Source organism: Streptoverticillium olivoreticuli subsp. olivoreticuli, assembly GCF_003391135.1.
Taxonomy (GTDB): domain Bacteria; phylum Actinomycetota; class Actinomycetes; order Streptomycetales; family Streptomycetaceae; genus Streptomyces; species Streptomyces blastmyceticus.
This window is the reverse complement of record NZ_CP031455.1, coordinates 8,188,446-8,202,604: the sequence shown is the minus strand read 5'-3', so window position 1 is coordinate 8,202,604 and position 14,159 is coordinate 8,188,446. Positions and strand designations below refer to the sequence as shown.

General features: G+C 72.0%; 2 protein-coding genes. Both read right to left on the bottom strand.

Annotation, left to right across the window (positions count from 1 at the left end; genetic code table 11):
• Positions 1–80 precede the first annotated feature (80 nt).
• Positions 81–3,458 (bottom strand): type I polyketide synthase, encoded by a 3,378-nt coding sequence (locus DXZ73_RS35520; protein WP_425315937.1) that lies wholly within the window; start codon positions 3,456–3,458, stop codon positions 81–83.
• A 19-nt stretch (positions 3,459–3,477) separates the two neighbouring features.
• Complete coding sequence (locus DXZ73_RS35515) at positions 3,478–14,061, bottom strand: SDR family NAD(P)-dependent oxidoreductase (protein ID WP_425315936.1); 10,584 nt, start codon at positions 14,059–14,061, stop codon at positions 3,478–3,480.
• Positions 14,062–14,159: the final 98 nt, after the last annotated feature.

Genomic DNA, 14,159 nt, shown 5'->3' with positions numbered 1-14,159 from the left:
AAGTAATAGCGGAGCTTTTCTTCGTCAGCCATTTCGGCCCCCTCACACCTGACTCTTCGGACTGTGATCCGGTGACCGGTCTACGAAATTCCGAATTTCTTGCCGATGATGTCGAACATCTCCTCGTCCGTGGCCACCTGGAATTCGTCGCCCACGGCGCCCAAGGCGCTTTCCGCGGCGGCCCGGGCTTCCGTCCAGTCGGTGAGGACGCGCTGCAGTCGCCTGCTGATTTCCTCGTTCTCCTCGGGGCCCGCGCTCAGCCCGGCCAGCGCGGCCTCCAGCTTGTCGAGGTGGGCCAGCGCCTCGGAGCGCTCGGTGGCGGCGACGTCGGGCAGGGCGTCCGCCACAGCCGACGCCAGGTGGTCGACGAGCTCCTGGGGCGTGGGGTGGTCGAAGACGAGGCTGACGGGGAGGGCGAGGTCGAGCGCGGCGCCGAGCCGGTTGCGCAGTTCGACGGCCGTGAGCGAGTCGAAGCCGAGATCCTGGAACGGCCGCGCCATCTCCATCTCCTCGGCCGAGTCGTGACCGAGCACGGCGGCGGCCTGCTCGCACACCAGGTCCACCAGGACGGCGTCGTGCTCCTCCCGAGGCAGCTCGGCCAGGCGCCGCAGCATGTGTCCGGTGGTGCCGGTCACCTCCTCGTCCGGACCGGTGCCGATGGCGTCCGAGGCGGCCGCCACCATCGGTGACGGCGCCGGGACGAGCCGCACGTCCGGCCAGAACCGCCTGCGCTGGAAGGCGTACGTCGGCAGGTCCGCACGGCGGGCGCCGGACAGCTGCGGCATGCGGACCAGGTCGAGCGGGAGCCCCCTCACGTACGCCTCGGCGACCGAGGTGAGGAACCGCTCCTCCCCGCCCTCGTCCCGGCGCAGCGTGCCCACCGCCGTGGCCGGCGCGCCCGCCTGCGCGAAGGTCTCCTGGAGCGGCACGGTCAGCACGGGGTGCGGGCTGATCTCGACGAAGAAGCGGTGCTCGTCCTCCAGGAGCCTGCGCACGGCTCCTTCGAGGAGGACCGGCTCGCGCAGGTTCCGGTACCAGTACCCGGCGTCCAGCGCGGTGGTGTCGACCACTTCACCGGCGACCGTCGAGTAGAAGGGCACGTCGCCCTGGCGCGGCGCGACCGACGACAGCCCGTCGACGAACTCCTCGCGCACCGCCTCGACCTGCGCGGAGTGGCCCGCCGCGGTCGCGGCGGGCACCTTCCGCGCCCGTACCCGGTCCGCTATGCACATCGCCACGAGCTCGTCCACGGCCCCCGGCTCGCCGCACACGACGACCGACGTGGGGCCGTTCACCGCGGCGATCGCCAGCCTGTCGCCGTAGGGTTCGATGCGCCGCGCCACCTCCTCGGCGGACAGCAGGAACGACGCCATGGCGCCCTTCCCCGTCAGCCGGTTCAGCAGGACGCTGCGCAGGGTGACGATGCGCGCCGCGTCCTTCAGCGACAGCGCGCCCGCGACGTACGCGGCGGCGACCTCCCCCTGAGAGTGGCCGATGACGGCATCGGGCTCGACGCCCTGCGACCGCCACAGTCCGGCGAGCGCCACCATGACGGAGAACAGCACGGGCTGCACCACGTCCAGGCGGGCCAGGGACGGCGCCCCCGGTGCCTGGCGCAGGACGTCCGTCAACGACCAGTCCACGTACGCGGCGAGCGCTTCGTCGCACTCCTCGATCCGCTCGCGGAACACCGGCGATGTCTCCAGCAGCCGCCCGGCCATGTCCGGCCAGTGCGAGCCCTGCCCGGGGAAGACGAACACGGTCTTGCCCGACACGGTGCCCGCCGCCCGGACCAGGCGGGTGTCCTCGCCGCCGGCCACCAGCGCGTCGAGCCCTGCTTCGAGGTCGGTGCGGTCCGTGCCCACCACGACGGCGCGGTGCTCGAACGCGGTACGGCCCGCGAGGGACACGGCCAGGTCGGCGGCCGGCAGCTCCGGGTTGTCGCGCACGTGGGCGGCGAGCCGGGCCGCCTGGTCGCGCAGTGCCTGGTCGCTGCGCCCGGAGACGGTCCACAGGAGGGGGCCTGCCGGCTCCGTCCCCTCCGCCGTCGGCCGCGGTTCGGGCTCCTGGGGGGCCTGTTCGAGGATGACGTGGGCGTTGGTGCCGCTGATCCCGAACGACGAGACCCCGGCGCGGCGCGGCCGCCCGTGCTCGGGCCACGCGACGGGCTCGGCGGCCAGCCGCACCGTGCCGGCCTCCCAGTCCACGTGCGGCGTGGGGCTGTCGACGTGCAGCGTCCTGGGAACGAGGCCGTGCCGCATGGCCAGGACCATCTTGATGACTCCGGCGAGGCCGGCCGCCGCCTGGGTGTGGCCGATGTTGGACTTCACCGACCCCAGCCACAGCGGCTGTTCGGGCGTACGGTCCTTGCCGTAGGTGGCGAGCAGTGCCTCCGCCTCGATCGGGTCCCCGAGTTCGGTGCCGGTGCCGTGCGCCTCCAGCACGTCGACCTGGTCCGACGGGACCCGGGCGTTGGCCAGCGCCTGCAGGATCACCCGCTGCTGGGCCCGGCCGTTGGGCGCGGTCAGGCTGCTGCTGGCACCGTCCTGGTTGACGGCGGACCCGCGGACCAGGCCCAGGACGGGGTGGCCGTGGCGCCGGGCGTCCGACAGCCGCTCCAGCAGGAGCATGCCGGCGCCCTCCGAGAAACCGGTGCCGTCGGCGGAGGCCGCGAACGACTTGCAGCGCCCGTCCTTGGCCAGCACCCGCTGGCTGGTGTACTCGACGAACCCCATCGGCGTGGACATCACCGTCACCCCGCCCGCCAGCGCCAGCGAGCACTCCCGCTGCCGCAGGGACTGCGCGGCCAGGTGCAGCGTGACCAGCGAGGAGGAGCACGCCGTGTCGACGGTCACGGCCGGGCCCTCGAAGCCGAAGGTGTAGGCGAGGCGGCCGGACAGCACCGCGGCCGCGTTGCCCGTCCCGACGTGCCCCTCGTGGGCGCCGGGCGAGCTGAGGAGCAGCGAGGAGTAGTCCTGGATGTTGGTGCCGGAGAAGACACCGACATCCGTGCCCCGCAGCGCGGCCGGGTCGATACCGGCCCGCTCGAAGGACTCCCAGCCGGTCTCCAGCAGCAGCCGCTGCTGCGGGTCCATCGCCAGCGCCTCGCGCGGCGAGATGCCGAAGAAGGCGGGGTCGAACTCGGCCGCGCCCTCGACGAAACCCCCCTCGTTCACGTACAGGGTGCCCTGCCGCAGCTGCTCGGGGTCGTAGAGCGCGTCCAGGTCCCAGCCGCGGTCGTCGGGGAACGCGCCGATCGCGTCTCCTTCGGCGAGGAGGAACCGCCACAGGTCCTCCGGGGAGAGGATCCCGCCGGGGAGGCGGCAGGCCATGCCGACGATGGCGATCGGTTCGTTCAGCGACTCCACGAGCTGCTGGTGCTGCTGCTTCAGCCGCTCGGTTTCCTTGATCGACGCGCGCAGCGCCTCTACGACTCGCTTGTCGGTGGTGTCCATCAGCAAACTCCCGAGGGGTTGTTCAGGCGTCGGTGTTGGTGGCCATGTGCAGGAGACTTTCCAGATCCATGGCGTCGATGGACTCTGGCGTCACGGCGGGCGGTTCGGCGCCCTCCAGGGCGGCCTGTCCGTCCTCGACGGCATCGGAGCCGGAGCCGCCGAGTGCGCTGTCGAATCCGGTGAGCCTCAACAGAGCGTCCAGGACGCCGACTTCCTTGAGGCGGTGGAGCGGAAGAGCGGAGAGGGCGGCGCGGAACTCCACGGCGGCGCCGGAGTCGGAGTCCGCATCGGCGGGAGCCGTGACGGCGAGCCTTTCCTGGACGTACCGCGCCACGGCCCGGGGGGTCGGGTGGTCGAACAGCGTCGCCGCCGAGAAGCGCAGGCCGGTTGCCTGGCTGAGGCGGTTGCGCAGTTCGACCACGGCCACCGAGCTGAAACCGGACTCCAGGAAGCCACGGTCCGGGGAGACCGCCTCCGGGTCGGAGTGGCCGAGCACGGTGGCCACATGACCGCGTATCAGCCCGAGCAGGATACGCACCTGCTCGGCGTCCGACAGCCCGGCCAGGCGCCCCGCGAGCCTCTCGGCCGCGTTCTCCTGCGAGTGCTCCTGCCGGACGGCCGCGTCCGACCGCCTGCGCGCGGGCCGTACGAGCCGGCGCAGCACGGGCAGTGGCGGAGCGTCGGCGCCGCCCAGCGCCGCCAGGTCCAGGCGAGCCGGTACGCACAGGGCCCGGTCGTGGGCCAGGACCGCGTCGAACAGGGCGAGTCCCTCCTCCGCGGACATCGCGACGGCGCCCTCGCGCCTGATCCGGGCCAGGTCGGCCTCGGTCACCTGGCCGCCCATGCCGCGGTCCTCCTCCCACAGGCCCCAGGCCGCGGAGACCGCGGGCAGGCCTTGAGCTCGGCGCTCGTGCGCGAGGGCGTCCAGGAGGGCGTTGGCGGCGGAGTAGTTCGCCCGGCCGGCCGCTCCGAACACCCCGGCCACCGAGGAGAACAGGACGAACGCCGAGAGGTCGAGTCCTGCCGTCAACTCGTGCAGATGGAGCGCGGCGTCCGCCTTGGGGCGGAACACACGGGCCAGCCGCTCCGCGTCCAGCGACTCGACCACACCGTCCGCGACGACGCCCGCGCAGTGGACCACACCCGCGAGCGGGCGGTCGTCCGGGATCGAGGCGAGCAGGACGGCGAGGGCATCACGGTCACCCACATCACATGCCTCCACCCGTACCCGGGCACCCGACTCACCCAACTCCGCGACCAGTTGGCCCACGCCCTCGGCAGCACCACCACGGCGCGACACCAGCAGCAGATCCCGCACCCCGTACGCCGACACCAGATGCCGGGCCACCAAAGCGCCCAGACCACCCGTGCCACCGGTCACCAGGACCGTCCCCCGGTCGCTGAAGGACGCCTCGGCCTTGCCCTCCGGGAACGCGGCCACTCGCGCCAGGCGCGGCACCAGCGCGCGGCCACCGCGGACCGCCACCTGAGGCTCCCCTGAACCCAACGCGGTCCGCAGCGCGGCTTCCTCCGCCTCCGCAGACAGCCCCGGCTCCACATCCACCAGCACCAGCCGCTCCGGATGCTCCACCTGCGCCGACCGCACCAGACCCCACACCGGGGCCGCCGACAGGTCCGCGACACCTTCGTCCGGACCCACACCCACAGCACCGCGCGTCAGCACCACCAACCGCGAATCCACGAACCGCTCGTCCGCCAGGAACTCGTTCACGGTCAGCAGTGCCCGGGCCGTCACCGTTGTCACGTCCTGGGCCGCGTCGCCGCTGTGGGCCCACACCACCAGACCGGGGGCGGACCCGGAGTCGTCTGCCGAACCCCACACGCCCCACCGGGACGGCGGCTCCGCCGGGACCGGGACAGCGGTCCAGTCGACGTCGAAAAGCGCGTCGCGCATCGCGCCACCGGCGGACCGCAGTTCCTCCCGCGTCACCGGACGGGCCGCGAGTCGGGCCACCGACAGCACCGGCGCGCCCGAGGCGTCCACGGCCTGTACGGACACATCGCCGTCGGCCGACGGCGCCACACGCACCCGCACGACCGAGGCGCCCACGCCGGAGAGCTCGACCCCCGACCAGACCGACGGCAACCGAGCCCCGTCAGCGGCCTCCGTGCCGCCCGGAAGAGCCACGCGCGAGACCGCGTCCAACAGGGCTGGATGGATTCCGTACGCGGCCGCCTCGTCGCTCACCGGCTCCGGCAGCGCCACCTCGGCGAACGTCTCCTCACCGCGCCGCCAGGCGGCCCGTATCCCCTGGAACGCCGGGCCGGGGCCGATGTCGGTCCGCGCCATGTGCTCGTACAGTTCCTCGACCGGCAGCGCGGACGCGCCCGCGGGCGGCCACGCGTCCTGCCGTACGCCCGCGAAGGCGTCCTCGGTGTTCGCCTCGCCCCCGCTGCGCGTCAGCGCACCGGACGCGTGCAGCGTCCAGTCCGCGTCGTCCGCCGCGTCGCCGGGCCGCGCGAACACCTCCACCACGCTCCGGCCGTCCTCGCCCGCCGCCGATATCAGCACCTGGATCGACACGGCGGCACCGGCCTCGTCGGGCAGGACCAGCGGCCGGCGGTAGGTCAGCTCTTCGAGGTGGGGGCACCGCGCGTGATCGCCTGCCTGGAGGGCGAGTTCGACGAGCGCGGAGCCCGGAAGGACGACCCGGCCGAACACCGTGTGGTCGGCCAGCCACGGCTGCTCGGCCAGGGACAGCCGACCGGTCCACAGCGCGCCGCGGCCGTCGGGCAGGGACACCGTCGCACCCAGCAGCGGGTGACCGGCGGCCACCAGGCCCAGACCTGCCGCGTCGCCGGAGCTCATCGGGACGTCCAGCCAGAAGCGCTCCCGCTGGAACGCGTAGGTCGGCAGGTCGCGGGCGACCGGCCCGGCGCCCAGCACCGCCGGCCACTCGACCTCGGCCCCACGGGTATGCACCTGAGCGACGGCCTCCAACAGCGCACGCGGCTCCGGCACATCAGCGCCCCGCAGACCGGTCGCGAACAGGGGCGAGATGTCGTCGTCCGCTGTCAGGCAGTCCGGACCGAGCGCCGAGAGCACACCGTCCGGCCCCAGCTCCAGGAACACCGACACACCCTCGGCCTCCAACGACCGCACCCCGTCCAAGAAACGGACCGACTGCCGGACGTGCCTCACCCAGTAATCCGCCGAACAGACCTCATCCGCGTCCGCCAGAGCACCGGTCACATTGGAGACCAACGCGACACCCGGAGCGTGATACTCAAGCCCCTCCGCCACCGCACGGAACTCCTCCAACATGGCATCCATGTGGGGCGAATGGAAAGCATGACTGACCGTCAGACGCTTCGACTTACGCCCCTCGAAACGCGCCACGACCGCGAGCGCAGCATCCTCGTCACCTGCGATCACCACAGACTGGGGACCGTTGACCGCGGCGATGCTCACCCGCTCGGTCAGGTGCGGAAGAACCTCGCCCTCCGACGCCTGCACCGCGATCATCACACCACCGGTCGGCAACGCCTGCATCAGCCGACCCCGCGCGACAACCAAAGCGCACGCGTCCTCCAACGAGAACACCCCGGCCACATGCGCCGCCACGACCTCACCGATCGAATGCCCCACCAGAAAGTCGGGCCGCACACCCCAGCTCACCACAAGCCGGAACAACGCCACCTCAACAGCGAACAACGCGGGCTGCGCGAACTCCGTCCGGTCCAACACCTCCCCATCCACACCGAACAACACGCCCATCAACGGACGCTCCAAATGCCGATCCAACTCCGCACAGACCTCATCCAACGCCTCGGCAAACACCGGGTACGCGTCATACAGCTCACGCCCCATACCGACCCGCTGACTACCCTGACCGGTGAACATCACCGCACTGCGCACCGGACCGTCAGCCGCCCCACTGACCAAGCCTGAGACGCCCTCTCCCTGCTTCAGCGCGTCGAGGCCGGCGAGGAAGGCGTCGGGGTGGTCGGCGAGGACCACGGCCCGGTGCTCGAAGGCCGAGCGGGTCGTCGCGAGCGCACGGGCCACCGCCCGCATGTCCAGCGACTCCTGGCCCATGATGTGCTCGCGCAGCCGCCGTGCCTGGGCGCGCAGGGCCGCCTCCGTGCGACCCGACAGCAGCCATGGCACCAGGCCGCCACCGGCGACCGTCTCCTGGTGCGCGTCCGGCTCCTGGGGAGCCTGTTCGAGGATGATGTGCGCGTTGGTGCCGCTGATGCCGAACGACGACACACCCGCCCGGCGCGGACGGTCCGCCTCCGGCCACAACCGCGCCTCGTTCAACAGCTCGACCGCACCGGCCGACCAGTCCACCAACGGCGTCGGCTCCTCCGCATGCAGCGTGCGCGGCAGTACGCCGTGGCGCATCGCCATCACCATCTTGATCACACCGCCCACACCGGCAGCCGTCTGGGTGTGCCCGAGGTTGGACTTCAGCGACCCCAGCCACAACGGCCGGTCGCCGGGCCGGTCCTGGCCATAGGTGGCCAGCAACGCCTGTGCCTCGATCGGATCGCCCAGTTGCGTACCGGTGCCGTGGGCCTCCACCACATCGATGTCCCGCGCTGCCACCCCGGCGTTGGCCAACGCCTGGCGGATGACGCGTTCCTGCGCGGGACCGCTCGGAGCCGTCAGCCCATTGCTCGCACCGTCCTGGTTGACCGCACTGCCCCGCACCACCGCGAGCACCTGATGACCGTTCCGGCGGGCGTCCGACAGCCGCTCCAGAACAAGCACACCGGCACCCTCGGACCACCCCGTGCCGTCCGCCCCTGCACCGAACGCCTTGCACCGGCCGTCGGACGACAGCCCGCCCTGACGGCTGAACTCGACGAACGCCCCGGGCGACGCCATCACGGTCACACCGCCGGCCAGGGCGAGCGAGCTCTCGCCGCGCCGCAGCGAGTCCGCCGCCAGGTGCATCGCCACCAACGACGACGAACACGCCGTGTCCAGCGTCATCGCGGGGCCCGACAGACCGAGGGAGTACGACAGCCGGCCCGAGGCCACGCTTCCGGCGGAGCCGTATCCGAGGAAGCCCTCCAGCCCCTCCGGGATGTCCGGCAGCCGAGACGCGTAGTCGTGGTACATGACGCCGGTGAACACGCCGGTGTCGGTGCCCTGGAGCGACTTCGGGTCGATGCCCGCGTGCTCGATCGCCTCCCAGGAGGCTTCGAGCAACAGGCGCTGCTGCGGGTCCATGGCCAGCGCCTCACGCGGCGAGATCCCGAAGAAGCCCGGATCGAAATCCGCGGCGTCGTACAGGAAACCGCCTTCGGCCACGTACGACTTCCCCGCGGCCTCCTTGTCCGGGTCGAAGAGATCCCGCACGTTCCAGCCGCGGTCGTCGGGGAACGGGCCTATGGAATCCCTGCCGTCGAGGACCAGCCGCCACAGGTCGTCCGGCGTGCGCACGCCTCCCGGATAGCGGCAGGCCATGCCCACGATCGCGATCGGGTCGTCGGACGCGACCGACGTCGCCGCCACGACGACAGGACGTTCCTCCACCTGGTCCGCGAGCTCCCGCGTCAGGTACTCGGCGATCCGCTTGGGGGTGGGGTGGTCGAAGACGAGGGAGGCCGGAAGCCGCAGGCCGGTCGCCGCGTTGAGACGGTTGCGCAGTTCGACCGCCGTCAGCGAATCGAAGCCCAGCCCCTTGAACGGCGTGTCCACACCCACCGACTGGCCCGGACCGTAGCCCAGGACCTCGCTCGCGTGACCCCGCACGACGTCCAGCACGACCCGTCGGCGCTCGCTCTCGGCCAGACCCGCGATCCGGGCGGCAAGCCCTGCGCCACGGCCCGAACCCTCGGCCCGGGCGCGGCGCGCCCCGCCTCGAGCCAACGACCGCAGCACCGGTGACACGTCCTCCGCGCCCCGCCGCCGCAACCCGGCCACATCGAGCAACGCCGGTACGCACAGGGCCCGGTCGTGGGCCACGACCGCGTCGAACAGGGCGAGTCCCTCCTCGGCCGACATCGCGACAGCACCCAGGCGCTTGATCCGGGCCAGATCGCCCTCGGCCACCTGGCCGCCCATGCCGCGGTCCTCCCCCCACAAGCCCCAGGCCGCGGAGACCGCCGACAGACCTCGCGCGCGGCGCTCGTGCGCCAGGGCGTCCAGGAAGGCATTCGCGGCGGCGTAACTCGCCTGCCCCGCGCTCCCCGCCACTCCGGCGAAGGACGAGAACAGGACGAACGCCGACAGATCGAGCTCGGCCGTCAACTCGTTCAGGTACAGGGCGGCTTCGGCCTTGGGCCGCAGGACTCCGGCCATCCGGTCGGGAGTCAGCGACTCGATCACACCGTCGTCGACAACGCCCGCGCAGTGGACCACACCGGTGAGCGGACGGTCGCCCGGGATCGAGACGAGCAGGGCGGCGAGGGCATCACGGTCGCCCACATCACACGCCTCCACCCGCACCCGGGCACCCGACTCACCCAACTCCGCCACCAGTTGGCCCACACCCTCGGCAGCACCACCACGGCGCGACACCAGCAGCAGATCCCGCACCCCGTACGCCGACACCAGATGCCGGGCCACCAACGCGCCCAGACCACCCGTGCCACCGGTGACCAACACCGTTCCGTCCGGGCCGAAGGACGGCTGTCGCTCCTCGCCACGCGGCACGGTGAGCCGCGCCAGGCGCGGCACCAGCGCGCGGTCACCGCGGACCGCCACCTGAGGCTCCCCGGAACCCAACGCGGTCCGCAGCGCGGCTTCCTCCGCCTCCACGGACAGCCCCGGCCCCACATCCACCAGCACCAGCCGCTCCGGATGCTCCACCTGCACCGACCGCACCAGACCCCACACCGGAGCCGCCGACAGATCCGCGACACCCTCGCCCGGACCCACACCCACAGCACCGCGCGTCAGCACCACCAACCGCGAATCCACAAACCGCTCGTCCGCCAGGAACTCCTGCACCACGGCCAACGCACTCGCCGTGACCGCCGGGACGGACTCCCCCACGGCACCGCCATGAGCCCAGACCACCAGCTCCGAGGCGTCCTGCGCACCCCACACACCCCACTCGGACGGTGCTTCCGCCGAGACCGGGGCCGGAGTCCACTCCACCTCGAACAGCGCGTCCCGCAACCCGTCGCTCGCGGCGCGCAGTTGCTCCCGTGCCACCGGGCGCGTCACGAGCCGGTCCACCGAGAGCACCGGCGCACCCGACTCGTCCACCGCCCGCACCGACACCTCGCCGTCGGCCGACGCCACCACACGCACCCGTACGACCGACCCGCCCACACCAGGCAGCTCGACGCCCGACCAGACGAACGGCAGCCGCACCTCGTCGGCGGACGGATCGATCGACATGTGGAGTACGGCATCCAGGAGAGCCGGGTGGATCCCGAATCCCGTCGACTCACCGCTCGCCGGCTCCGGCAGCGCGACCTCGGCGAAGACCTCGTCGCCGCGCCGCCACGCGGCCCGCACACCCTGGAACACCGGGCCGTACCCGTACCCCTGCTCGGCCAGCCGGTCGTAGAGATCGCTCACCCCGACCGACGCCGCGCCCCGTGGCGGCCACACTCCGAGGCCGGTGTCCATGCCCCCGTCGGCAGGCGCGTCGACGCCCGCCAGGGTCCCGGTGGCGTGCAGCGTCCAGACCTCACCGCCCAGCGCACCCATGTCGCCGTCGGCGTCCGGGCAGGAATGCACCGTCACCGCGCACCGGCCGGTCTCGTCCACCGCCGCCAGAGCGACCTGCAACCGCACCCCACCGGACGCGCCCAGCACCAAAGGCTGCTGAAGCGTCAGCTCCTCCAGACGGCCGCACCCCACCCGCTCACCGGCCTGGAGCGCCAACTCCACGAATACCGCACCCGGCAGCACAGCCGAACCGAACACCGTGTGGTCCGCCAGCCACGGCTGCTCGGCCAGGGACAGCCGACCGGTCCACACCGCACCCCGGTCGTCCGGCAAGGACACCACCGCGCCCAGCAACGGGGGACCGGCGGCCACCAGGCCCAGACCCGCCGCGTCGCCGGAGCTCATCGGGACGTCCAGCCAGAAGCGCTCCCGCTGGAAGGCATACGTCGGAAGGTCGCGGGCGACCGGCCCGGTGCCCAGCACCGCCGGCCACTCGACCTCGACCCCACGCGCGTGCACCTGAGCGACGGCCTCCAACAGCGCACGCGACTCCGGCACACCGCCGCCCCGCAGACCGGCCACGAAGACCGGCGAGCGCTCCCCGTCCTCCGCCAGGCAGTCCGGACCGAGCGCCGAGAGCACACCGTCCGGCCCCAGCTCCAGGAACACCGACACACCCTCGGCCTCCAACGACCGAACACCGTCCAAGAAACGGACCGGCCGGCGCACATGCCGCACCCAGTAATCCGCCGAGCAGATCTCATCCGCGTCCACCAGAGCACCGGTCACATTGGAGACCAACGCGACACCCGGAGCGTGATACTCAAGCCCCTCCGCCACCGCACGGAACTCCTCCAACATGGCATCCATATGGGGCGAATGGAAGGCGTGACTGACCGTCAGCCGCTTCGACTTACGACCCTCGAAACGCGCCACGACCTCAAGCGCAGCGTCCTCGTCGCCTGCGATGACCACCGACTGCGGGCCGTTGACCGCGGCAATGCTCACACCATCGGAGAGCAGCGGAAGAACCTCATCCTCCGACGCCTGCACCGCAATCATCACACCACCGGCCGGCAACGCCTGCATCAGCCGACCCCGCGCGGCAACCAAAGCGCACGCAGCCTCCAACGAGAACACCCCGGCCACATGCGCCGCCACGATCTCACCGATCGAATGCCCCACCAGAAAGTCGGGCCGCACACCCCAGCTCACCACAAGCCGGAACAACGCCACCTCAACAGCGAACAACGCGGGCTGCGCGAACTCCGTCCGGTCCAACACCTCCCCATCCACACCGAACAACACGCCCTTCAACGGACGCTCCAAATGCCGATCCAGCTCCGCACAGACCTCATCCAACGCCTCGGCAAACACCGGGTACGCGTCATACAGCTCACGCCCCATACCGACCCGCTGACTACCCTGCCCCGTGAACATCACCGCACTGCGCACCGGACCGTCAGTCACTCCGTGTACCAGCCCCGCAGCGCTCTCACCGGCGGCAAGGGCGTCCAGACCGGCGAGCAGGGCCTTCTCGTCCTCGCCCACCACGACGGCCCGATGCTCGAAGGTCGAGCGGGTCGTCGCCAGGGCACGGCCCATCGCCCTTACGTCCAACGGCTCTTGACGGGCCACGTGGTCCCGCAGCCGCCGGGCCTGCGCGGTCAGTGCCTCTTCCGTACGGCCCGACACGACCCATGGCACCGGCCCGCCGACCGCCACCGGGGCGTCCGGTGAGACCTCCTCGCCCGGGCCCTGCTCATCGGGGGCGTTCTCGAGAATGACGTGCGCGTTGGTGCCGCTGATGCCGAACGACGACACACCCGCCCGACGCGGACGGTCCACCTCCGGCCACGACCGCGCCTCGCTCAGCAACTCCACCGCGCCGGCCGACCAGTCCACCAGCGGCGTCGGCTCCTCCGCATGCAACGTGCGCGGCAGCGTCCCATGCCGCATCGCCATCACCATCTTGATCACACCGCCCACACCCGCCGCGGCCTGCGCGTGCCCGAGGTTGGACTTCAGCGACCCCAGCCACAACGGCCGGTCGCCGGGCCGGTCCTGGCCATAGGTGGCCAGCAACGCCTGTGCCTCGATCGGATCACCCAGTTGCGTACCGGTGCCGTGCGCCTCCACCGCGTCGACCCCGTCGGCCGGTACGCCCGCGTCGGCGAGCGCCTGACGGATGACGCGCTCCTGCGCGGGACCGCTCGGCGCCGTCAGCCCGTTGCTCGCGCCGTCCTGGTTGACCGCACTGCCGCGGATGACGGCGAGCACCTGATGACCGTTCCGGCGGGCGTCGGACAGCCGCTCCAGCACCAGCACACCGACGCCCTCTGACCAGCCCGTGCCGTCCGCCCCTGCACCGAACGCCTTGCACCGGCCGTCGACCGACAGCCCGCCCTGACGGCTGAACTCCGCGAACATGACCGGGCTGGACATCACCGTCACGCCACCGGCCAGCGCGAGGGAGCATTCATCCCTGCGCAGCGCCTGCACGGCCAGGTGCAGTGCGACGAGCGACGAGGAGCACGCGGTGTCGACGGTGATGGCCGGGCCGGTGAAGCCGAAGGTGTACGGCACCCGGCCGGAGACGACGCTGGCCGCCGTGCCGGTGCCGTAGTACCCCTCGATCTCGTCCGGTACGGACGGCAGGCCCGCGGCGTAGTCGTGGTACATCACCCCCGCGTAGACGCCCGTACGGCTGCCCTTCAGCGTGGTGACGTCGATGCCCGCACGCTCGACCGCCTCCCATGAGGTCTCCAGCAGCAGCCGCTGCTGCGGGTCCATGGCCAGCGCCTCACGCGGCGAGATCCCGAAGAAGCCCGGATCGAAATCCGCGGCGTCGTAGAGGAAGCCGCCCTTGCGGGTCGCGCTCTTGCCGGGCCGGTCGGGGTCCGGGTCGAAGAGGGAGTCGGTGTCCCAGCCGCGGTCCTCGGGGAAGTCCGACACGGCGTCGCCGTTCCCGGCCACCAGCCGCCACAGGTCCTCCGGCGAGCTCACGCCGCCCGGGTACCGGCAGGCCATGCCGACGATCGCGATCGGCTCGCGGTGGCGCTGCTCCGCGCTCTGGAGCTGCTGACGGGTCTGGTGCAGCTCCC